Origin of the sequence: Comamonas sp. GCA5, assembly GCF_036541385.1 — a bacterium.
In the GTDB taxonomy this organism is placed as follows: domain Bacteria; phylum Pseudomonadota; class Gammaproteobacteria; order Burkholderiales; family Burkholderiaceae_C; genus Comamonas; species Comamonas aquatica.
Genome location: NZ_JAZHFR010000064.1, coordinates 1 through 21,726, shown reverse-complemented (window position 1 = coordinate 21,726; position 21,726 = coordinate 1). Strand labels below are relative to the sequence as shown.

The following is a 21,726-nucleotide window of genomic DNA, read 5'->3' as shown; positions in this document are numbered from 1 at the left end:
CGCGGGGGCCGGCGCCAGCCGCAGCTCCAGCGCCACCTCGGCCCGCGCCTACCGCCAGGACGCGGCCCGCCACCTGTATGCCCAGAATGCCCCGCGCATCTACAAGGGCCAGTTACCGCCGATGCTGTATGCCGTGGGCGTGCTGGAGGTGAACCTGGACCGCAAGGGCAATGTGCGCAGCCTGAACTGGATGCGTGCCCCGCGCCATGCCCCCGAAGTCATCCGGGAAATCGAACGCACGGTGCATGCCGCCGCCCCTTACCCGGCGCCCGAGCGCGTGCAGGACCGCCTGGTGTGGACCGACACCTGGCTGTGGGACCGCACTGGCATGTTCCAGCTGGACACCCTGACCGAAGGCCAGCGCGACGGAGGCTAGGCCCGGTCCATCCAGCGCAGCGCAGATCGACGGATGCGCTCTGAAAAGCTTTCGCAGCGCCCCCGCCTACAGCCACCCACGCCGCCGGCGACACCACAGCGGCGGCCCTGCGACCTATGCTGGCCGCATGATGACCACCCCGCCCCTTGCGCCGCCGCCACGCTCACGCCGCCACTGGCTGCTGGGAGGCCTGGGCTGCGTCGCCGCCGCTGCGCTGACCGCCTGCGGCATCCCCATGCCCTTGCCAGGCGCAGGCACCGAGCAGCGCGCCTCCACGGCCTACGAGCAAAAGGCCGCACGCCACCTGTACCAACGCTATGCCGCGCGCATTTACCGCGGACAGCTGCCCCCGATGCTGTACGCCGTGGCCGTGCTGGAAATCCATGTGAGCGGCAATGGCCAGATCCTCCGCCTCAGCTGGATGCGCCAGCCCAGCCATGCACCAGAAGTGGTCAGAGAGATTGAGCGCATGGTGCGCGCTGCCGCACCATTTCCGCCCACCGGGGCGGGCAATCTCATCTACACCGACACGTGGCTGTGGGACCGCTCCGGGCGCTTTCAGCTGGACACGCTGACCGAGGGACAGCTTCCGGGCGGCTAACCAGCGCCCGCCATCCAAAAAAGAGCGCCGAGCGCTCTTTTTTGGATGGTGCCAGCCGCCCGCTCAGGAGCCGCGGTAGGTGGAGTAGCTCCAGGGACTGACCAGCAGCGGCACGTGGTAGTGCTGGTCGGCGTGCGCCACGCCGAAATCCAAGTGCACCACATTCAGGAAATTGGGCTCGGGAAGTTGCACACCTTTTGCTTTGAAGTAGCCTGCCACATCAAAGGACAAGCGGTAGGTCCCCACTTTGAGGCTGTGGTTGTCAAAAAGTGGAGCATCGGTGCGACCGTCGTGGTTCAGGGTCAGGCTTTTCAGCAGCGTGACCTTGTCGCCCTCGAGCGCAAACAGCTGTACCTGCATGCCGGCCGCGGGGCCGCCGTGCATGGTGTCCAGAACGTGGGTACTCAAGCCCATGGGGGTAACTCCTCAATGTGACGCAGCCGCCGTGCAGCCGCTTGTTTACCAAAAGTGTATACAATTTTTGCTCAAACGCATCTATGATGATCCCTATGGAAACATCCTCCACCAGCGCCATCGCCGACGCCCTGACGCGGGCCATCGTCGAGCACAAACTGCTGCCCGGCACCAAGCTGGCCGAGCAAAAGCTCGCCGACCATTTCGGGGTGTCGCGCACCCTGGTCAGGCAAGCTTTGTTCCAGCTGTCGCAAAACCGGCTGGTCACCCTGGCGCCGGCCCGCGGTGCGTTCGTGGCCACCCCCTCGGTCGAGGAAGCCCAGCAGGTGTTTGCCGTGCGCCGCATGCTGGAAACCGAGATGACGCGCGCCTTTGTGCGCCAGGTCAAGCCCGCGCAGATCAAGGCGCTCAAGGCCCACATCACGGCCGAGAAGAAGGCCATGGACCGCAACGACGTGGGTCAGCGTACCGAGCTGCTGGGCGACTTTCACGTGGTCATGGCCGAGCAGATGGGCAACCACGTGCTGGCGCAGATTCTGGGCGAGCTGCTGTCGCGCTGCGCCCTGATCACGCTGATGTACCAGAGCGCCAGCGCCGCCGAACACTCGCACGAAGAGCACGAAGCCATCGTCACGGCCCTGGCCGCCAAGGACGAGGCACTGGCCGTACGCCTGATGCAGGAACACCTGCAGCACGTGGAAGAAGGCCTGACCTTCGACCGCGACATGCCCTCCAGCGACCTGTCCATGGCGCTGTCCGGCATCGCCGCCTGACCCCTGTCCTTGTCCCCCTGTTTTTTGCGCCTGCCCGTATGACCTACAACGCCACCGCCCCCTACCCCCGCGACCTGATCGGCTACGGCCGCCAACTGCCCCAGCCGCAATGGCCCGGCCAGGCACGCGTGGCCGTGCAGTTCGTGCTGAACTACGAGGAAGGCGGCGAGAACCATGTGCTGCACGGCGATCCGGCCAGCGAGCAGTTCCTGTCCGAAATGTTCAACCCGGCTGCCTACCCGGCGCGCCACATGAGCATGGACGGCATCTACGAGTACGGCAGCCGCGCCGGCGTGTGGCGCATCCTGCGCGAGTTTGAAAAGCGCGGCCTGCCGCTGACCGTGTTCGGCGTGGCCACGGCCCTGCAAAAGCACCGCGAGCTGGCCCAGGCCTTTGCCGATCTGGGCCACGAGGTGGCCTGCCACGGCCTGAAGTGGATCCACTACCAGAACGTGCCCGAGGAGATCGAGCGCGCCCACATGGCGCAGTGCATGGAGATTTTCGAAGACCTGTACGGCCACGAGGGTGACCACGGCCTGGGCTGGTACACCGGCCGCGACAGCCCCAACAGCCATCGCCTGGTGGCCGACGATGGCCGCTTCGCCTACGACAGCGACTACTACGGCGACGACCTGCCGTTCTGGATGCGCCTGGAAAAGACCGATGGCAGCCACCACCATCAGCTCATCGTGCCCTACACGCTGGACGTGAACGACATGCGCTTTGCCCTGCCCCAGGGCTATTCGCACGCCGACCCGTTCTTCCAGTACATGAAAGACACCTTCGACACGCTGTACGCCGAGGGCGACCCCGCCGGCGAGAACGCGCCCAAGATGATGAGCATCGGCATGCACTGCCGCCTGCTGGGCCGCCCCGGCCGCATCACCGCACTGCAGCGCTTTCTGGACCACATCCAGCGCCACAGCCACGTCTGGGTGTGCCGCCGCATCGATCTGGCGCGCCACTGGGCCCAGCGCTTTCCGGCGCCTGCGCTGTGAACGCAGCTTGATTGCCAAATTGGCATCCAGCCCTTATCCATCCTGCGTCAGCAGCTCTATTTTTTGACAGGAAGCACCATGGCCCTGACCCTGGAACAACTCAACACCGCCGACACCGCCAGCGCCGTGCAACTGCTGGACGGCCTGTACGAGCATTCGCCCTGGATTGCCGAAGCCGCGCTGGCACAGCGCCCGTTCAAGTCGCTGGCCCACCTCAAGCACGCCATGGTCCAGGTGCTGGCCCAGGCCTCGCCCGAGGCGCAACTGGGCCTGATCCGCGCCCACCCGGAGCTGGCCGGCAAGGCCATGGTGGCCCAGTCGCTGACCGCCGAATCCACCAACGAACAGAACACCGCCGGCCTGACGGCCTGCACACCCGAGGAATTCGCGCGCATCCAGCAGCTCAACGCCGACTACAACGCGCGCTTCGGCTTCCCCTTCATCCTGGCCGTGCGCGGCCCGCGTGGCACCGGGCTGACCAAGGCCGAAATCATCGACACCTTTGCGCGCCGCAGCTTCAACCACCCAAACTACGAGCGGGCCGAAGCCCTGCGCAACATCCATCGGATTGCAGAGATTCGCCTGAACGACAAGTTCGGCTACACCCCCACCCTGGGCAACGATGTCTGGGACTGGCAGGAAAAGCTGGCCCAGCACAGCGAACCGGGCTATGCCGAGAAGGGCCAGCTCACCGTCACCTACCTGACCGACGCCCACCGCGCCTGCGCCCAGCGCATCAGCCACTGGATGCGCGACTGCGGCTTTGACGAGGTCGAGATCGACGCCGTGGGCAACGTGGTAGGCCGCTACCACCCGGCCCAGGCTGGCGCCAAGTACCTGCTGACCGGCAGCCACTACGACACCGTGCGCAACGGCGGCAAGTACGACGGCCGCCTGGGCATCTTCGTGCCCATGGCCTGCGTGCGCGAATTGCACCGTGCCGGCAAGCGCCTGCCCTTCGGTATTGAGGTGGTGGGCTTTGCCGAGGAGGAAGGCCAGCGCTACAAGGCCACCTTCCTGGGCTCGGGCGCGCTGATCGGCGACTTCAAGCCCGAGTGGCTGGAGCAAAAGGATGCCGACGGCATCACCATGCGCGAGGCCATGCAACACGCCGGCCTGTGCATCGACGACATCCCCAAGATCCGGCGCGATGCCGCGCAATACCTGGGCTTCATCGAGGTGCACATCGAGCAGGGCCCGGTGCTCAACGAACTGGACCTGCCCCTGGGCGTGGTCACCTCCATCAACGGCGGCGTGCGCTATGTGTGCGAGATGTATGGCACCGCCAGCCATGCCGGCACCACCCCCATGGACCGCCGCCACGACGCCGCCCTGGGCGTGGCCGAGCTGGGCCTGTACCTGGAGCAGCGCGCGCGGCAGGACGGCGACAGCGTGGCCACCATCGGCATGCTGCAGGTGCCCAATGGCTCGATCAACGTGATTCCTGGCCGCTGCCTGTTCAGCATGGACCTGCGGGCCCCCACCGATGCCCAGCGCGACGCCATGGTCCAGGATGTGCTGGCCCAGCTGCAAGCCATCGCCCTGCGCCGTGGTCTGCAGTACAAGACCGAGCTGGCGATGCAGGCCGCCGCCGCCCCCAGCGCCCCCGACTGGCAACTGCGCTGGGAGAAGGCCGTGGCAGCGCTGGGCGTGCCCGTGTTCCGCATGCCCAGCGGCGCCGGCCACGACGCGATGAAACTGCACGAAATCATGCCCCAGGCCATGCTGTTCACGCGCGGCCTGAATGGCGGCATCAGCCACAACCCGCGCGAATCCACCACCAGCGACGACATGCAACTGGCCGTGGAAGCCTTCAGCCACGTGCTGCAGCAACTGGCCGCGCAATAACACCCACCGACACGAGACACCCCATGAAGCAAGACCGCCAAGCCACGTACGTCGCACTGGACGCCTGGATCGACCAGCACTTTGACGAGCAGGTGCAGTTCCTACAATCCCTGGTGCAAGTGCCTACCGACACGCCGCCCGGCAACAATGCCCCGCATGCCGAACGCACGGCCGAGCTGATCCAGGCCTTCGGCTTCGACGCCGAAAAGCACGTGGTGCCGGCCCAGGCCGTCAAGGACTACGGCATGGAGTCCATCACCAACCTGATCGTGCGCCGCCCCTATGGCGCGGGCGGCAAGACGATTGCCCTGAACGCCCACGGCGACGTGGTGCCGCCCGGTGAAGGCTGGACCAAGGACCCGTATGGCGCCCAGATTGAGGACGGCAAGATGTATGGCCGCGCCACGGCGGTGAGCAAGAGCGATTTCTCCACCTTCACCTTCGCCGTGCGTGCACTGGAGGCCGTGGCCAAGCCCGCCCGGGGCGCGGTGGAGCTGCACTTCACCTACGACGAGGAGTTTGGCGGCCTGCTTGGCCCCGGCTGGCTGCTGGAGCAAGGCCTGACCAAGCCCGATCTGATGGTGGCCGCCGGCTTCAGCTACGAAGTGGTGACCGCGCACAACGGCTGCCTGCAGGTGGAAGTGACCGTGCACGGCAAGATGGCCCACGCCGCCGTGCCTCACACGGGAGTGGATGCGCTGCAGGGCGCCGTGGCCATCATGAACGCGCTGTATGCCGAGAACACCCGCTACCAGCAGGTGACTTCACAGGTCCCCGGCATCAAGCACCCCTACCTGAACATCGGCCGCATCGAAGGCGGCACCAACACCAATGTGATTCCCGGCAAGGTGGTGCTCAAGCTGGACCGCCGCATGATCCCCGAGGAGCACCCGGCCGAGGTGGAAGCCAGCATCCGCGCCGTGATTGCCCGCGCCACCGCCGAGTTCAACACCCAGCGGGGCTACACCGGTGAGGACGCCGTGCGCGTGGACATCAAGCGCCTGTTGCTGGCCAACGCCATGACCCCGCTGGCCGGCAACCAGCCCTTGGTGGAGGCCATCCAGACCCACGGCGAAGCCGTGTTCGGCACCAAGCCCCCCGCCGTGGGCACGCCGCTGTACACCGACGTGCGCCTGTACGTGGAGCGCGGCATCCCCGGCGTGATCTACGGCGCCGGCCCCCGCAGCGTGCTGGAAAGCCACGCCAAGCGGGCCGACGAACGCCTGGAGCTGGAAGACCTGCGCCGCGCCACCAAGGTGGTGGCGCGCAGCCTGGTCGACCTGCTGGCCTGATCCCCGGCGCTTCACGCCCCGCCCCTCCAGCCCGGTTGCGACCGGGCTTTTTCATGCCTGTGCCCAGCGGGCGTGCATCTTGCTTGTTTCCAGGGAAGAGCCCCAGCATGGGGCATGCCCGCTTTCACATGTCGAAAAGCCCTTTTGTGTTTCAAAACACAAACCGGGCACGGCGCACGGGCATGCACCAGCAAGGGGCAAACCCCTATGAAATCAGGCCTCCACCCGGGATTTCTAGAGGTCCTAATCCATCCTGTTTTGTATACACTTTTTGTATGGATGACTGCATGCAAGCCATGCAGCACAACCACACCACCCTACAAGGACTCCAAGGAAGACCCCATGCAGACCACTGTGCATCCTGTCGATGAAAAGCTCCCTCTAGGCCGTGTGACGGCGCTGGGCCTGCAGCATGTGCTGGTGATGTATGCCGGCGCAGTCGCCGTGCCGCTCATCGTCGGCCGGGCACTGAACCTGCCACCCGAACAGGTGGCCATGCTGATTTCAGCCGACCTCTTCGTCTGCGGCCTGGTGACGCTGATCCAGGCCATGGGCTGCACGCAGTGGTTCGGCATCAAGCTGCCGGTGATGATGGGCGTGACCTTTGCCGCCGTAGGCCCCATGGTGTCCATGGCACAAAGCACCGGCGGCCATGCCGGGGCCGGCCTGATCTTCGGCTCGGTGATCGGCGCTGGGGTGGTCTCCATCCTGATCGCGCCGGTGGTCAGCCGCCTGCTGCGTTTCTTTCCGCCCGTGGTCACTGGCACCATCATCACTGTGATCGGCATCAGCCTGATGCGCGTGGGCATCAACTGGATCTTCGGCAACCCCGTGGGGCCGACCGCCCCATCCGTGCCCAACCCCGAACACCTTAAATGGCTGACCGAGGCCCAGGCCATGGCCGGCGCACCGGGCACCTCGCTGCCACCGGTGCCCAAGGGCTTTGCCGTGGTGCCCACCATCCCCAACCCCAAGTACGCCGACCTGACCGGGGTCGGAATCTCGGCCATCGTGCTGCTGACCATCCTGTTCGTGGCCCGCTTCGGCAAAGGGTTTCTGGCCAACATCTCGGTGCTGCTGGGGATTGTGGTGGGTGGCGTGATCACCGCAGCGATGGGCCTGATGGACTTCCACAAGGTGGCGAATGCCCAGTGGTTCAACCTGGTGCTGCCCTTCGAGATCGCCGCCCCGGTGTTCGATCCGGTGCTGATCCTGACCATGACCCTGGTGATGGTGGTGGTGATGATCGAGTCCACCGGCATGTTCCTGGCCCTGTCCGACATGACCGGCAAGCCCATCAACCAGGATGAGCTCACGCGCGGCCTGCGCACGGACGGCCTGGGCACGCTGATCGGCGGCATCTTCAACACCTTCCCCTACACCAGCTTCTCGCAGAACGTGGGCCTGGTCGCGGTCACCGGGGTCAAGAGCCGCTGGGTCTGCGTGGCAGGCGGGGCCATCCTGATCCTGCTGGGCCTGCTGCCCAAGATGGCCATGCTGATCGAGTCCCTGCCCACCGTGGTGCTGGGCGGTGCCGGCCTAGTGATGTTCGGCATGGTCGCTGCCACCGGCATCCGCATCCTGTCGACGGTGGACTTCATCCGCAACCGCAACAACGCCATGATCGTGGCGGTCTCGATCGGCGTCGGCATGATTCCGCTGGTGGCGCCCAATTTCCGCCAGTGGATGCCCCATGCCATCCACCCGCTGATCGAATCCGGTATCCTTCTGGCCTCGATCGCCGCCGTGCTCCTGAATGTGTTTTTCAACGGAGCGCGTGGCGATACCCAAGCTGTTATCAATGCCGCACGCCAGGCCGACGCGCACTGACCCAGTCTGCCTTCGCCCGTAGCCCGGACATCCCCGGGCCCCACGACGCCCCCTGCCCACGCCGCTGGGGGTTTGCGCCTTGAGCTACGCTTATTGCAGCGCACAAACCGTTCATCTATTGGAAAGACCCGACCTAGGGTAAGCTCTAGGTCAGCAAGCCCTCAGGCTTGATCTGCCAGATTCACGAGATATTTTTGTATGACGCAAACCCTGTCCACCGCTGAACAAGCCCTGCGCGATGCTGCGCGTGAGTACCACGCAAGCCCCAACAAGGGCAAGATTTCGGTGACCCCCACCAAGCCACTGTCCAACCAGCGCGACCTGTCGCTGGCCTACTCCCCCGGTGTGGCCTACCCCTGCCTGGACATCCAGGCCGATCCCTCCAAGGCTTTTGACTACACCGCCCGCGGCAACCTGGTCGGCGTGATCACCAACGGCACGGCCGTGCTGGGCCTGGGCGACATCGGCCCCCTGGCTGGCAAGCCCGTGATGGAAGGCAAAGGCTGCCTGTTCAAGAAGTTCGCCGGTGTGGATGTGTTCGACATCGAACTGGCCGAACGCGATCCCGACAAGCTGATCGAGATCATTGCCTCGCTGGAACCTACGCTGGGCGGCATCAACCTGGAAGACATCAAGGCGCCCGAGTGCTTCTACATTGAGCAGGAACTCTCCAAGCGCATGAACATCCCCGTGTTCCATGACGACCAGCACGGCACCGCCATCATCTCCAGCGCCGCGCTGCTCAACGGCCTGGAACTGGTGAACAAGCAGATCGACCAGGTCAAGGTCGCCGTCTCCGGCGCCGGCGCCGCTGCGATTGCCTGCGTGAACGTGATGGTGGGCCTGGGCGTGAAGCGCGAGAACGTCTTCATGTGCGACTCCAAGGGCGTGATCTACGAAGGCCGCCCCGGTGGCCTGGACGCCTCCAAGGCCCAGTACGCCCAGAAGACCGACGCCCGCACCCTGGCCGACGCGGTCAACGGTGCCGACGTGTTCCTGGGCTGCTCGGCCCCTGGCGTGCTGACCGCCGAGATGGTCAAGACCATGGCCGACAAGCCCATCATCCTGGCACTGGCCAACCCTGAGCCGGAAATCCGCCCCGAGCTGGCCAAGGCGGTGCGCCCCGACTGCATCATCGCCACCGGCCGTTCGGACTATCCGAACCAGGTGAACAACGTGCTGTGCTTCCCCTACATCTTCCGTGGCGCGCTGGACTGCGGCGCCACCAAGATCACGGAAAGCATGAAGCTGGCCTGCGTGCGCGAAATCGCCGCCCTGGCCAAGCAGGACGTGAGCGACGAAGTGGCCGCCGCCTACCAGGGCAAGGAGCTGAAGTTCGGCCCCGACTACCTGATTCCCACGCCTTTCGACACGCGCCTGATCCTGCGGATTGCCCCCGCCGTGGCCCAGGCCGCCGCCGAATCCGGCGTGGCCACCCGCCCCATCGAGGACATCGCCGCCTACCGCGAAAGCCTGACCCGCTTCGTCTACCAGACCAGCATGTTCATGCGCCCTGTGTTTGCCGCCGCCAAGGCCAAGCTGCAGCGCGTGGCCTATGCCGAGGGTGAAGACGAGCGCGTGCTGCGTGCCGTGCAAGTGGCCGTGGAAGAAGGCCTGGCCAAGCCCATCCTGATCGGCCGCCCCGCCGTGATCGAAGCGCGCATTGCCAAGGCCGGCCTGCGCCTGCAGCCCGGGGTGGACGTGGAAATCTGCAACCCCGAGGACGACCCCCGCTTCCGCCAGTACTGGGAGGCCTACCACCAGCTGATGGGCCGTGACGGCGTGACGCCCGAGACCGCCAAGTCGGCCGTGCGCCGCTCCAACACCCTGATCGCTGCGCTGATGGTCAAGCTGGGCGATGCCGACGCCATGCTGTCGGGCCTGGTCGGCCGTTTCGACCGCCACCTGGACCACATCGAGACCGTGCTGGGCCACAAGGCCGGCGCCGACCGCCTGGCCACCGTGAACGCCGTGATGCTGGAAGACCGCACCCTGTTCATCGCGGACACCTACATCAACGAAGACCCCACGGCCGAAGAGCTGGCCCAGATCGCTCAGATGGCGGCCGACGAAGTCGCCCGCTTTGGCATCCCCCCCAAGGTGGCCTTCCTGTCGCACTCCAACTACGGCTCCTCCAGCCGCAAGTCGGCGCTGAAGATGCGCGCCGCGCGCAACCTGTTTGCCGCGGCCAACCCCGGCATCGAATGCGACGGTGAAATGCACGGCGACGCTGCGCTGGACGCCAAGGTGCGCGAGCGCACGCTGCTGGACAGCAGACTGTCCGGTGAAGCCAATGTGCTGATCTGCCCCAACCTGGACGCCGCGAACATCCTGTTCAACGTGCTCAAGACCACCTCCGGCCACGGCACCACCATCGGCCCCATCCTGATGGGCGCCGCCGCCTCGGCCCATGTGCTGACACCTTCGTCCACCGTGCGCCGCGTGGTCAACATGACCGCACTGGCCGCCGCCCAGGCGATTGCCCGCAAGGCCTGACCGCCCGGCCCCCGGCACCAGCCCTTGGCCCTGTGGCCAAGGGCTTTTTTCATGGCCGCTTCATTTTTGAAAGCAGCTTGCGCTTGTGCAGCAATGAATTGATTGCTTCATCATTGCAAAATCCTTTTCCAATGAGCGCAAAACGCTCTTTTTATTGAAGCACAATCCATTCGCTCCGCCCCATGCGACCCGCCCGCGCTGAACCGAAGCGCGCCGCTGTGCCATCACCGCCACCCTGCCAAAGCACGCGCCCCTTGGGGTACAGTAACTGCAACTTCTCCCTGCAGGCGGCCCTGACCGCCCCGATACCCCCCCACCGCATGCCAGTGTCCTTTGAGCCCGTCAAGGCCGGTACGTCGCTTGCCGATCAAGTGGCCCAATCCCTCGAATCCAGCATTCGGCAGGGCCAGTTGCGCCCGGGCGACCGCCTGCCCACCGAAGTGGCCATGGTCGCGCAGTTTGGCGTCAGCCGCACCGTGGTACGCGAGGCGATCTCGCGCCTGAAATCCAGTGGCCTGGTGGAATCCAAGCAGGGCAGCGGCGTCTACGTGCAGGCGGCCCGCATCGAGCCACTGGACCTGGACAAGACCCAGGCCGCCTCGCAGGAGGCGGTGATCCAGATCGTCGAAGTGCGCCGCGCCCTGGAGGCCGAGGTGGCCGAGTTGGCCGCCGCGCGCCGCAACCCCGAGGACCTCCGCCGCATCCACGCGGCCGTGCAGGCACTGGCCGATGCGGTGCAGCAGGGCCGCGACGGGGTCAGCGAGGACGTGGCCTTCCACCGCGCCATCGCCCAGGCCGCGCGCAACCCGTTTTTGCTCAACACCCTGGACTACCTGTCCCAGATCCTGGCCGGCGCCACGCGCGTGACCCGGGCCAATGAAGCGCGGCGCACCGATTTTTCCACCGCCGTGACGCAGGAGCACGCCGGCATCGTGCAGGCCATCGAGGCCGGCGACCCCGCCGCGGCCCGCGCCGCCGCCACCGCGCACATGAACAACGCCATTTCCCGCATCCGCCAGGCCGATCCTGCCTTCTGGGCGCAGGATGGCCGCCGCTTGGCCCAGGTGCTGCTGCCGGACGCGCTGTAAAACGGCGCGCCGGCGCAACACACCACGCGTGGTCGTCAGGCATACGCATTTCCCCGGGGGTTTCTTGTCGCGAAAATTTGTATGATGATAATATAAACAGGCAAAGCAGCGGTGCTGCGTGCCTCCCTGATTACAAACTTCGAGACACATTTCCATTTCCACCCTTGCCCTCCTGAGCATTGCCGGGGGCAGCATCGCGCTGCTGCTCGTCCTGATCATCCGCCTGCAAGTCCACGCCTTCGTAGCGCTGATGCTGGTCAGCCTGCTGGTGGCCCTGGCCACCAACATCCCCGTGGCCGAAATCATTCCCACCCTGATCGCCGGCATGGGCGGCACCCTGGGCTCAGTGGCCATCCTGGTGGCGCTGGGCGCCATGCTGGGCCGCATGATCGAGGTGTCTGGCGGCGCCAACACCCTGGCACAGCGCTTCACCCAGATCCTGGGCCCGCGCCGCGTGCCGGCCGCCCTGACGGCCGCAGCCCTGGTGCTGTCCATCCCCGTGTTCTTCGACGTGGGCTTCATCATCCTGATCCCCATCATTTACGGCTTCTGCAAGGCCGCGGGCGTCAACCCCGTCAAGTACGGCCTGCCCGTGGCCGGCATCATGCTGGCCACCCACGTGGTGGTGCCCCCGCACCCCGGCATCGTCGGCGGCGCGGCCGTGCTGTCGGCCGATGTGGGCTGGATCACGCTGATCGGCCTGGCCACCTGCATTCCCCTGGCCTTCCTGGCCCAGTACGTGGGCGGCAAGCTCAACCGCCGCGACTACGCGATGCAGCCCGATGCCGAAGCCCAGTTCCACAAGTTCGGCACCGACGCCTCGACCCCCTCCACGTCCAGCAAGCTGCCCAGCGTGGCCGCCGTGCTGACGCTGATCCTCGCCCCCCTGGCACTGATCATGCTGGGCACCACCGGCGCCACCTTGCTGCCCAAGGGCGACAGCCTGCGCAACCTGATGTCGTTCACCGGTGCCCCGGTGTTCGCCCTGATGGTCGCCATCGGCCTGGCCTTTGTGCTGCTGGTGCGCCCCCTGGGCTGGACCCGCACCCGCACCAATGAGGTGATGGAATCGGCCCTGCCTGCGGCTGCGACCGTGATCCTGGTGACCGGCGCCGGCGGCGTGTTTGCCAAGGTGCTGACCGTCAGCGGCATCGGCACCGCCCTCTCCCAGGCGCTGGCCGGCACCGGCCTGCCCCTGATCCTGCTGGGCTTTGTGATCTCCCTGGCGCTGCGTGCCGCCCAAGGCTCGGCCACCGTGGCCATCCTGACCACCTGCGGCCTGCTGGCCGAAAGCATCAACGGCGGTGGCTACAGCGCCCTGCAGGTCGCCATCCTCACGGTGGCCATCGGCTTCGGTGGTCTGGGCCTGTCGCACGTGAACGATTCGGGCTTCTGGATCGTCACCCGTTACCTGGGACTGAGCGTGGCCGACGGGCTGCGCAGCTGGACGGTGCTGACCACCATCCTGGGGCTGGCCGGCTTCCTGCTGACCTGGTTGATCTGGGTCCTGGCGTCCTGATCCAGCTCTTGTCTTCTTCCACGCCGGGCCTGCCCGCGTTTGCGTTTGCTTCCGCAACATCCTCTTTCGATTGGAACTTCTCAAATGACTCAGAAAAAAGTCGGCGTCATCGGCCTGGGCGCCATGGGCCTGGGCATTGCCAAAACCCTGCGCAACAACGGCTACAGCGTGCATGTCTGTGACGTGCGCCCCGGCGCGGCCGATGACTTCGCCAAGGATGGCGGCGTGGCCTGCACTTCGCCGGCCGATCTGGCCGCCCAGGTGGATGTCGTGGTGTCCGTGGTGGTCAACGCCGCGCAGACCGAATCCGTGCTGTTCGGCGAGCACGGCGCTGCTGCCGCCATGCGCGCAGGCAACACCTTCATCATGTGCTCCACGGTCGACCCCAACTGGTCCATCGCCCTGGAAGCACGCCTGGCCCAAAGCGGCATCCTGTACGTGGACGGCCCCATCTCCGGCGGCGCCGCCAAGGCCGCCTCGGGCCAGATGACCATGATGACCTCGGCCACGCCCGCCGCCTACGCGGCCGCCGGCGACGTGCTGGACGCCATGGCCGGCAAGGTCTACCGCCTGGGCGACAAGGCCGGCGCGGGCAGCAAGGTCAAGATCATCAACCAGCTGCTGGCCGGCGTGCACATTGCCGCCGCCGCCGAAGCCATGGCCCTGGGCCTGCGTGAAGGCGTGGACGCCGCCGCCATCTACGACGTGATCACCCACAGCGCCGGCAACAGCTGGATGTTCGAGAACCGCATGGCCCATGTGCTGGCGGGCGACTACACCCCCCTGTCGGCCGTGGACATCTTCGTCAAGGACCTGGGCCTGGTGCTGGACACTGCCCGCGCCACCAAGTTCCCGCTGCCACTGGCGGCGACCGCGCACCAGATGTTCATGCAGGCCTCCACCGCCGGCTTTGCCAAGGAAGACGACAGCGCCGTGATCAAGATTTTCCCCGGCATCACCCTGCCCCAGGCCGCCAACGACGAAGGCCAGCCATGAGCAGCATCTCCCGCCTGAAGATCGGCTGCATTGCCGACGATTTCACCGGCGCCACCGACCTGGCCAACAACCTGGTGCGCGCCGGCATGCGCGTGGTGCAGACCATTGGCGTGCCCCAGGCCCCGCTGGACACCGAGGCCGACGCAGTGGTCGTGGCCCTGAAGTCGCGCACCATCCCCGCTGCCGAGGCCATCGGCCAGTCGCTGGACGCCCTGCGCTGGCTGCAGGCCCAGGGTGCGCAGCAGCTCTATTTCAAGTACTGCTCCACCTTCGACAGCACGCCCGCCGGCAACATCGGCCCCGTGACCGAGGCACTGATGGACGCCCTAGGCTGCGACTTCACCATCGCCACCCCGGCCTTCCCGGACAACAAGCGCACGGTGTTCAAGGGCTACCTGTTCGCGGGCGATGTGCTGCTCAATGAAAGCGGCATGCAGAACCACCCGCTGACCCCCATGACCGACCCCAACCTGGTGCGCGTGCTGCAGGCACAGTGCCAGCGCAAGGTGGGCCTGATCGACCACAGCGTGGTCGCCCAGGGGGAAGCCGCCATCCGCGCCCGCATCGCGACGCTGAAGGCCGAAGGCGTGGGCATCGCCATCGTAGATGCGGTGTCCAACGCCGACCTGCTGCGCATGGGCCCCGCCCTGTCCGACATGGCCCTGGTCACTGCCGGCTCGGGCGTGGCGATTGCGCTGCCCGCCAACTTCGGCCTTCAGCACACCGACCAGGCGGCAGCCCTGCCCGCCGCCAGCGGTCTGCAGGCGGTGGTCTCGGGCAGCTGCTCGGTGGCCACCAACCAGCAGGTGCTGCACTTCATCCAGTCCGGCCGCCCGGCCCTGGCCATCGACCCGCTGCGCATCGCCGCCGGCCAGGACGTGCGCGCCGAAGCCCTGGCCTGGGCCCAGGACAAGATCGCCCACGGCCCGGTGCTGATCTACTCCACCGCCGAGCCCGCAGCCGTCAAGTCCATCCAGGGCCAGCTGGGCGTGGAGCAAGCCGGCGCCATGGTCGAGCAGACCATTGCCGGCATTGCCCGCGGCCTGGTGGAACTGGGCGTGCGCCAGCTGGTCGTGGCCGGCGGTGAGACCTCGGGCGCCTGCGTGCAGGCGCTGGAGATCGAGCAGATGCGCATTGGCGGTCAGATTGACCCCGGCGTGCCATGGTGCCACGCGGCCTCGCCGGCCGCCCCCCAGGGCTTGCACATCACGCTCAAGTCGGGCAACTTCGGAACCCCGGACTTCTTCACCAAGGCCTTCACGGCCCTGGCCTGACCCCGAAAGCCCCCATGCCCACCGACTTTCTGACCGAAGCCCACGCCCGCGCGGAAATCTGCCGCGTGGGGCGCTCGCTGTTCGAGCGCGGCTATGTGCATGCCACGGCCGGCAACATCAGCGTGCGCCTGGCCGATGGCTACCTGATCACGCCCACCGATGCCTGCCTGGGCGCGCTGCAGCACGAACGCCTGGCCAAGCTGGACCTGCAGGGCCAGCAGCTCAGCGGCGACCGGGCCAGCAAGACCATCGTGCTGCACCGCCGCATCTACGAGGCCAGCGCCACCACGGCCGCGCCCGCAGGCTGCGTGATCCACACGCACAGCACGCACCTGGTGGCCTGTTCGCTGCAGGCCGGTGCGGCCACGCCGCAGGCCGAGCTGCTGCCCGCCCTGACCCCCTACTTCGTGATGAAGGTCGGGCGCGTGCCGCACATTCCCTACCACCGCCCCGGGCCCCCGAGGCGGCGCAGGCCGTGGTCGAGGCGATCGAGCGCTATGCCGCGGCCGGACACCCCATCCGCGCCGTGATGCTGGCGCGCCTGGGCCCCAACGTCTGGCACGACAGCCCGGCCGCCGCCATGGCCACGCTGGAAGAGCTGGAAGAAACCGCCCAGCTCTGGCAGCTGTGCCGCCACCAGCCCCCCGCCCCGCTGAGCGAGGCGCAGATCGACGAGCTGCGCCAGACCTTTGGCGCGTCGTGGTGACCCCATCCATTCCTGGTCTGCAGGCCCTGGCGCCCGCAGGCTGAACCCCGAGAGCAACCATGCCCCGTTTTGCTGCCAACCTGTCCATGCTCTACAACGACGTGGACTTCCTCGACCGCTTTGCCGCTGCCGCCCTCGATGGCTTCAAGGCCGTGGAATACCTCTTCCCTTACGCCTACACGCCCGAACAACTGGCCGCCCTGCTGCGCCAGCACGGTCTGCAGCAGGTGCTGTTCAACGCCCCGCCCGGTGACTGGGACGCGGGCGAGCGCGGCATCGCCTGCCTGCCCGGCCGCGAGGCCGAGTTTCGCGAGGGCATCGCCCGCGCCATCACCTACGCCCAGGCCCTGCAGTGCCCGCGCATCCACGTGATGGCCGGCCTGATGCCCCAGGATGTCGACCCCGCCACCGTGCGCGCCACCTACGTGGCGAATGTGCGCTACGCCGCCGAGCAGGCTGCCGCCCATGGCATCCAGATCCTGCTGGAGCCCATCAACGGCCGCGACATGCCGGGCTTCTTCCTCAGCCGCCAGGACCAGGCCCACGCGCTGGTGGCCGAGATCGGTGCCACCAACGTCAAGGTACAGATGGACCTGTACCACTGCCAGATCGTCGAAGGCGACCTGGCCATGAAGATCCGCCAGTACCTGCCCACCGGCAACGTCGGCCACTTCCAGATCGCCGGCGTGCCCGAGCGCCACGAACCCGATGTGGGCGAGCTCAATTACCCCTACCTGTTCCAGCTGCTGGACACGCTGGGCTACGACGGCTGGATCGGCTGCGAGTACAAGCCCGCCCGGGGCGCGGCACCGCACGCCACCCGCGACGGCCTGGGTTGGCTGCAGCCCTGGCTGGCCTGAGGCGATCAAGGCGGCGGTGAGCCAAGCCGCCGGCCGCCACGCCAGGCCGGCACAGTGCCGCCCCCCAGCGGTGACGATTGGCGCGGCGCCCTACGCCGCATGCGGCGCGGCTCCACCGCGGCGCCTGACCCATGCAAAAAGCCCCGGACCGCTCGGCCCGGGGCTTTTTGCATCAACGCTTCAGTATGTGTAGCAGCTTGCGCTCACCTGGCCATGGTTTCCAAGAGAAATCACATGCAATCCGCGCACAGCCAACGCCAACTGCTCACATTTCATCGATGGCCGTGCTGGCACTGCCGCCCTGCAGCGCGGCCTTGCCTTCGAGGGCCTCGATGGCAAAACGCTCGCGGCAAGTGACGTAGAAGCTGGCACCAAAGCGGCCCACGGGAAAGTAGTCCTGCAGCTTGACGCGCCACGTCGCCGTGTCCACCAGGCCGTCACGCACCGCCAGCCACTGCACGCGGCCGATGAAGACGTAGCGGCTGTCGGTTTCCATCAGCTCGTGCAGCACGCACTCGAAGGCCACGGGCGCTTCGGCAATGCGCGGCACCTGCACGGTCTGGGACGGCGTGGTGTGCAGGCCGGTGTAGGCCAGCTCGCTCTCGGTCACGGGCAGGCGGTCCCCACAGCGGTGCATGGCGGCCGCAATCGGTTCATCGGCCAAGTGCACCACGAACTCTTTGGTGCGCAGAATGTGCGCCGCCGTGTCCTTGAGCTGGCCGTCCTGCAGCTTGTTCACGCTGAGCATGACCACCGGTGGGTCCTCGCCCACCATGTTGAACATGCTGAACGGCGCGGCATTCACCGTGCCACCCGCGGCCAGCGTGGTCACCAGGGCAATCGGCCGCGGCACGATCAGGCTGGCCATGAGCTTGTAGCGCTCGTACGTACCCAGGGTGGAGAAATCGATTTCGGTCATGGAGCTTTCCGTTTCTGTCGCCATGCAGCGACCTGTGCCCCAGAACGCCGCAACTTGCATGCCAATTGTGTATGCAATCCGGGCATTGATCTTGCTCAACCCGTGCTCCTTCCACCCTCTGATTGTGTTGAACCATGCGCAAACGCCAATTCCTGCAGACCGCTGCCGCCGCATTGCTGGCCACCTCGGCCCTGACCAGCGCCCACGCACAGGCCACGCCCTTGAAGTTCCAGCTCGACTGGCGTTTCGAAGGCCCGGCCGCCCTGTTCGTGCACCCGGAGCAAAAGGGCTACTTCAAGGACGTCGGTCTGGATGTGAATGTGGAGGCAGCCAGCGGCGCCGGCGCCATCCAGCGCGTGGCCTCGGGCACGCACGACCTGGGCTTTGCCGACCTGGCCGCGCTGATGGAATTCCACGCCAACAACCCGGACGCGCCCATCAAGCCCGTGGCCATCATGGTGATCTACAACACCACGCCCGCCTCGGTCATGGCACTGAAGAAATCCGGCATCACCAAGGCCAGCGACCTGACCGGCAAGAAGCTGGGCGCACCCATCTTTGATGCCGGCCGCCGCACCTTCCCCCTGTTTGCGCAGGCCAACGGCGTGGGCGAGGTGCAATGGACCACCATGGACCCGCCGCTGCGCGAGACCATGCTGGTGCGCGGCGACCTGGACGCCGTGACCGGCTACACCTTCACCAGCCTGCTGAACCTGGAGGCGCGCGGCGTCAAGCGCGAAGACGTGGTGGTCCTGCCCTATGCCACGCACGGCGTGCAGCTGTACGGCAACGTCATCATCGCCAGCCCCAAGCTGATTGCCGAAAAGCCCGAGGCCGTGCGCGCCTTCCTCAAGGCCTTCGCCAAGGGCGCCAAGGAAGGCATCGCCCACCCCGAGGCGGCCATCGCCTCAATGAAGGCCAAGGACGGCCTGGTCAATGTGCCCCAGGAAGTCAAGCGCCTGAAGCTGACCATCGAAACCGCCATCGACAGCGAAGGCGCGCGCAAGGAAGGCTTTGGCCAGCTCAACCCCGCACGCCTGCAGCTGATGGCCGAACAGGTCGGCAAAGCCTACGCCACCAAGCGCCCCATCCCCGTCCAGGCCGTGTGGAACGGCAGCTTCCTGCCCAGCGCGGCAGAATTGGACGTGCTGCCCAAACGCTGAGCGGCTCGCCCGGCAGTGATCGTGTGTGACAGGGCCTGCGGCAACGCAGGCCTTTTTGCATGCCTTCAAAATCAGAGCATACCGCGCTCGCCAACGCTGGGTTTTCAGCACGAATCCGCACCAAACCTTTTCGCTGCCTGCGCCACACGCTCCTTTTTTCTCAACAGCACGCCACCATGACCCCAGCCACCCTTGTCCGCATCGAAACCCGTGACCTGCGCCAGGCCACGCCCGGCCGGCCCAGCCGCCCCATCCACGGCGACACCACCTACCTGACGCTGGAGAGCTTCAGCGCGCAGCACGGCCAGCTCAGCAGCGGCGTCTGGGAGGCCACGGCCGGCGCCTTCCGCTCCCATTGCGCGGGCTACGTCGAGTTCTGCCACATCGTCGAAGGCAGCTGCCGCGTGGTCGACCCGGACGGCACCCGCCACAGCTTCGCGGCCGGGGACAGCTTCGTGCTGCCCGAAGGTTTTGCCGGCCACTGGGAGGTGGACGAGCGCGTGAAAAAGGTGTTCTTCATCGCCCGAACCACCGGTTGACACCACCCCGCGACCCACCGACCGGACCATCGTGGTGGAAAAAATCCTTATAAATCATGCTGCAACGCAACATTTTTTACATTACAAAATACAAAACCGTCTTCTGAAAAATCCAAGGATTTCTACGTAATATCCACATCCGATATTTGCAATTAGCCACAAGACGGGCCTGTCTTCTACAAGACTGCGGGTTAGCATGTACGGGTTAAATCTGATTCACAAACGTGCAAATGCACTGTTTTGGGTCATCCCCGTGATCACGATGGGGCGCCAACCTCACGCGCCCGGCTTACAAGGAGTGGATATGTTCAGAAGAACCGTTTTGGCTGCGACCGCCGCAATGACCGTTGCCGCAGGGCTGCCTGCCGTGGCCCACGCCAAAGACGCATGGCCCGTCAAGACCATCACCCTGGTGCAGCCCTACGCACCCGGCGGCACCAGCGACATGCTAGCCCGCATCGTGGCCCTCGAATTGGAAAAGCGCATTCAAGCCAGCGTCATCGTAGAAAGCAAGCCCGGTGCCAACGGCAACATCGCCACGGCCTACGTCAGCCGCGCCAAGCCCGATGGCGGCACCTTCCTGGTCGGCTCCAGCAGCCCCGTGGTGATCTCGCCCTCGCTGTACAAGAGCGTGCCCTACAACCCCCGCACCGACCTGACGCCCATCACCCCGATCGCCAAGGCCCCCTTCCTGCTGGTCACTGGTGCCACCTCCGGCATCAACAGCGTGGACGAGTTGGTCGCCCAGATCAAGCAGGACAAGCTGAACTTCGGCTCCGCCGGCGCCGGCTCGCCCCAGCACATGATTGCGGAAATGTTCCACATGCAGATCAAGGCCAAGTCGCCCCACATCCCCTACAAGGGCTCGGCACCGCTGATCATTGCGCTGATGGCCAACGAAGTGCAGTACGGCATCGACAACCCCGTGCCCCTCAAGCCCCAGATCGACGGTGGCAAGCTCAAGGCCCTGGCCATCACCAGCAAGCACGCCTCGCCCAAGTTCCCCGGCGTCAAGAGCCTGCACGAGCTGGGCTACACCAACTTCGACGTGGAACCCTGGTACGGCATGATCGGCTCCAAGAACCTGCCCAAGGAACTGGCCGAACGCATGAACGGCTATGTGCGTGACATCCTGGCCCAGGACAGCGTGAAGAAGAAGATCTCCGACCTGGGCGCCGAAGCCTATGGCCTGAGCACCGCGGAGTTCACCGCCCTGGTCGACGCCGACATCAAGAAGTGGGGCGACGCCGTCAAGGCCTCCGGCGCCACCGCCGACTAAGCCCTCACCGGCCCCCTGCCAACGCCTTCCTTGCGAAGGCGTTTTTTTATGCGCGCTCGCATTAGAGTAGCTGCTGGCGCATGCAGTCATTGAGGTGTTCGAACAAATCCACTGCAACGCAAGCACCAACAGGCGTACAACGCTCTCTAATCAGGAGCTTCTAATCCCGCCAACACCCCGGCAAACGCTCGCCCATAGAGCCCCATATCACCGTGGCAGGTACCAATCCATGTGTAAAATAGTCAGCTTGCGGAGGTTTGGGTGAGTGGTTTAAACCAGCAGTCTTGAAAACTGCCGAAGGAGTGATCCTTCCGTGAGTTCGAATCTCACAGCCTCCGCCAGATACACATGTAAGCCCTTGATTTCAAGGGCTTTTTTGTTTTTATAGCTTTTTAATCTACCATCCCACCTACCATCAATTTTGCGATTGATTTCAACGAAATTGCACTGATCTGGACGATCGCAAGACTCCAACCCTACTTTTGTAGATTCAAAAAATCTCAACCACATATCACTGACCAGAGCCAAACCCAGGAGCTCACCACGTCCAAGCCCCCGCGCATCTAGCCGGGGGCTTTTTTGCTCTCCCCAAGGAGGTTCTCATTGGATTCATTGATATCACAACCCCTCATTTGCGAGGGTGTGCAAAATTTTGTGTAAACGGCCAATCAACAGCCGGCGCAAGCCGGCCTGTCCGTAAACACTATGAACACCAAGAAACACGACGTACCCGAAGAACTGCTGTCTGGCCTGCT

At 65.7% G+C, this 21,726-nt stretch carries 18 protein-coding genes, 1 tRNA gene and 1 pseudogene; 18 read left to right on the top strand and 2 right to left on the bottom strand.

The window, feature by feature from the left end:
* Both SJH88_RS14055 and SJH88_RS14050 read left to right on the top strand, forming a co-directional pair.
* On the top strand, positions 1 to 376 hold a 376-nt coding region (locus tag SJH88_RS14055; protein ID WP_274754833.1), incomplete at its 5' end, for a hypothetical protein.
* Between the two features lie 130 nt (positions 377 to 506).
* Complete coding sequence (locus SJH88_RS14050; RefSeq protein WP_420921744.1) at positions 507 to 977, top strand: energy transducer TonB; 471 nt, start codon at positions 507 to 509, stop codon at positions 975 to 977.
* 63 nt (positions 978 to 1,040) lie between these two features.
* Here the strand turns inward: SJH88_RS14050 and uraH are convergent, their stop codons facing one another.
* On the bottom strand, positions 1,041 to 1,391 hold the full coding sequence (gene uraH, locus SJH88_RS14045) for a hydroxyisourate hydrolase (RefSeq protein ID WP_042414131.1): 351 nt from the start codon (positions 1,389 to 1,391) through the stop codon (positions 1,041 to 1,043).
* 95 nt (positions 1,392 to 1,486) lie between these two features.
* Here uraH and SJH88_RS14040 point away from each other — a divergent pair, with 95 nt between their 5' ends.
* From SJH88_RS14040 to otnI, 12 genes and pseudogenes are all read left to right on the top strand, one after another.
* Positions 1,487 to 2,164 (top strand): GntR family transcriptional regulator, encoded by a 678-nt coding sequence (locus tag SJH88_RS14040; protein ID WP_043384368.1) that lies wholly within the window; start codon positions 1,487 to 1,489, stop codon positions 2,162 to 2,164.
* A 38-nt stretch (positions 2,165 to 2,202) separates the two neighbouring features.
* Positions 2,203 to 3,162 (top strand): allantoinase PuuE, encoded by a 960-nt coding sequence (gene puuE / locus SJH88_RS14035; RefSeq protein WP_042414136.1) that lies wholly within the window; start codon positions 2,203 to 2,205, stop codon positions 3,160 to 3,162.
* Between the two features lie 78 nt (positions 3,163 to 3,240).
* Positions 3,241 to 5,010 carry a 2-oxo-4-hydroxy-4-carboxy-5-ureidoimidazoline decarboxylase gene (gene uraD / locus SJH88_RS14030; RefSeq protein WP_274754831.1) on the top strand — a complete coding sequence of 590 codons (1,770 nt, stop codon included), beginning with the start codon at positions 3,241 to 3,243 and terminating at the stop codon, positions 5,008 to 5,010.
* Positions 5,011 to 5,033: 23 nt separating this feature from the next.
* Positions 5,034 to 6,302, top strand: a complete 1,269-nt coding sequence (locus SJH88_RS14025) for a M20 family metallopeptidase (RefSeq protein ID WP_274754830.1) — start codon at positions 5,034 to 5,036, stop codon at positions 6,300 to 6,302.
* Positions 6,303 to 6,644: 342 nt separating this feature from the next.
* Entirely contained in the window at positions 6,645 to 8,132 is a 1,488-nt protein-coding gene (locus SJH88_RS14020; protein WP_045268007.1) for a nucleobase:cation symporter-2 family protein, read from the top strand.
* A 198-nt stretch (positions 8,133 to 8,330) separates the two neighbouring features.
* A complete protein-coding gene (locus SJH88_RS14015) occupies positions 8,331 to 10,628 on the top strand; it encodes an NADP-dependent malic enzyme (RefSeq protein WP_274754829.1) in 2,298 nt (765 codons plus the stop codon).
* 320 nt (positions 10,629 to 10,948) lie between these two features.
* Complete coding sequence (locus SJH88_RS14010) at positions 10,949 to 11,716, top strand: FadR/GntR family transcriptional regulator (RefSeq protein WP_154164357.1); 768 nt, start codon at positions 10,949 to 10,951, stop codon at positions 11,714 to 11,716.
* A 148-nt stretch (positions 11,717 to 11,864) separates the two neighbouring features.
* Complete coding sequence (locus SJH88_RS14005) at positions 11,865 to 13,235, top strand: GntP family transporter (protein WP_331700035.1); 1,371 nt, start codon at positions 11,865 to 11,867, stop codon at positions 13,233 to 13,235.
* Positions 13,236 to 13,319: 84 nt separating this feature from the next.
* A complete protein-coding gene (gene ltnD / locus SJH88_RS14000) occupies positions 13,320 to 14,231 on the top strand; it encodes an L-threonate dehydrogenase (protein WP_274754828.1) in 912 nt (303 codons plus the stop codon).
* The gene (gene otnK / locus SJH88_RS13995; RefSeq protein ID WP_274754827.1) at positions 14,228 to 15,505 is read left to right on the top strand and encodes a 3-oxo-tetronate kinase; all 1,278 of its coding nucleotides are present in this window, start codon (positions 14,228 to 14,230) and stop codon (positions 15,503 to 15,505) included. The genes ltnD and otnK overlap by 4 nt, the downstream gene beginning before the upstream one ends.
* Positions 15,506 to 15,534: 29 nt before the next feature.
* Positions 15,535 to 16,211 (top strand): annotated as a pseudogene (locus SJH88_RS13990) (class II aldolase/adducin family protein).
* Between the two features lie 59 nt (positions 16,212 to 16,270).
* Entirely contained in the window at positions 16,271 to 17,071 is an 801-nt protein-coding gene (gene otnI, locus SJH88_RS13985; protein WP_274754826.1) for a 2-oxo-tetronate isomerase, read from the top strand.
* Between the two features lie 265 nt (positions 17,072 to 17,336).
* On the opposite strand, the gene SJH88_RS13980 is transcribed toward otnI, so the two are convergent.
* Positions 17,337 to 17,990 (bottom strand): flavin reductase family protein, encoded by a 654-nt coding sequence (locus SJH88_RS13980; RefSeq protein WP_274754825.1) that lies wholly within the window; start codon positions 17,988 to 17,990, stop codon positions 17,337 to 17,339.
* Positions 17,991 to 18,124: 134 nt separating this feature from the next.
* On the opposite strand from SJH88_RS13980, the gene SJH88_RS13975 reads away from it, so the two are divergent.
* The 4 genes from SJH88_RS13975 (at position 18,125) to SJH88_RS13960 (ending at position 21,312) form a co-directional block, all read left to right on the top strand.
* Positions 18,125 to 19,153, top strand: a complete 1,029-nt coding sequence (locus tag SJH88_RS13975; protein ID WP_274754824.1) for an ABC transporter substrate-binding protein — start codon at positions 18,125 to 18,127, stop codon at positions 19,151 to 19,153.
* A gap of 176 nt (positions 19,154 to 19,329) precedes the next feature.
* The gene (locus tag SJH88_RS13970) at positions 19,330 to 19,692 is read left to right on the top strand and encodes a cupin domain-containing protein (RefSeq protein ID WP_274754823.1); all 363 of its coding nucleotides are present in this window, start codon (positions 19,330 to 19,332) and stop codon (positions 19,690 to 19,692) included.
* Between the two features lie 340 nt (positions 19,693 to 20,032).
* Entirely contained in the window at positions 20,033 to 20,971 is a 939-nt protein-coding gene (locus SJH88_RS13965; RefSeq protein ID WP_231499193.1) for a Bug family tripartite tricarboxylate transporter substrate binding protein, read from the top strand.
* A gap of 251 nt (positions 20,972 to 21,222) precedes the next feature.
* Positions 21,223 to 21,312 (top strand) — tRNA-Ser (locus tag SJH88_RS13960).
* Positions 21,313 to 21,726: the final 414 nt, after the last annotated feature.

Excerpts from the sequence above, each read along its gene's own strand:
- SJH88_RS14050 (WP_420921744.1), top strand. The coding sequence starts at position 507 with ATGACCACCCCGCCCCTTGCGCCGCCGCCACGCTCACGCCGCCACTGG.
- uraH (WP_042414131.1), bottom strand. The coding sequence starts at position 1,391 with ATGGGCTTGAGTACCCACGTTCTGGACACCATGCACGGCGGCCCCGCG.
- SJH88_RS14040 (WP_043384368.1), top strand. The coding sequence starts at position 1,487 with ATGGAAACATCCTCCACCAGCGCCATCGCCGACGCCCTGACGCGGGCC.
- puuE (WP_042414136.1), top strand. The coding sequence starts at position 2,203 with ATGACCTACAACGCCACCGCCCCCTACCCCCGCGACCTGATCGGCTAC.
- uraD (WP_274754831.1), top strand. The coding sequence starts at position 3,241 with ATGGCCCTGACCCTGGAACAACTCAACACCGCCGACACCGCCAGCGCC.
- SJH88_RS14025 (WP_274754830.1), top strand. The coding sequence starts at position 5,034 with ATGAAGCAAGACCGCCAAGCCACGTACGTCGCACTGGACGCCTGGATC.
- SJH88_RS14020 (WP_045268007.1), top strand. The coding sequence starts at position 6,645 with ATGCAGACCACTGTGCATCCTGTCGATGAAAAGCTCCCTCTAGGCCGT.
- SJH88_RS14015 (WP_274754829.1), top strand. The coding sequence starts at position 8,331 with ATGACGCAAACCCTGTCCACCGCTGAACAAGCCCTGCGCGATGCTGCG.
- SJH88_RS14010 (WP_154164357.1), top strand. The coding sequence starts at position 10,949 with ATGCCAGTGTCCTTTGAGCCCGTCAAGGCCGGTACGTCGCTTGCCGAT.
- ltnD (WP_274754828.1), top strand. The coding sequence starts at position 13,320 with ATGACTCAGAAAAAAGTCGGCGTCATCGGCCTGGGCGCCATGGGCCTG.
- otnK (WP_274754827.1), top strand. The coding sequence starts at position 14,228 with ATGAGCAGCATCTCCCGCCTGAAGATCGGCTGCATTGCCGACGATTTC.
- otnI (WP_274754826.1), top strand. The coding sequence starts at position 16,271 with ATGCCCCGTTTTGCTGCCAACCTGTCCATGCTCTACAACGACGTGGAC.
- SJH88_RS13980 (WP_274754825.1), bottom strand. The coding sequence starts at position 17,990 with ATGACCGAAATCGATTTCTCCACCCTGGGTACGTACGAGCGCTACAAG.
- SJH88_RS13975 (WP_274754824.1), top strand. The coding sequence starts at position 18,125 with ATGCGCAAACGCCAATTCCTGCAGACCGCTGCCGCCGCATTGCTGGCC.
- SJH88_RS13970 (WP_274754823.1), top strand. The coding sequence starts at position 19,330 with ATGACCCCAGCCACCCTTGTCCGCATCGAAACCCGTGACCTGCGCCAG.
- SJH88_RS13965 (WP_231499193.1), top strand. The coding sequence starts at position 20,033 with ATGACCGTTGCCGCAGGGCTGCCTGCCGTGGCCCACGCCAAAGACGCA.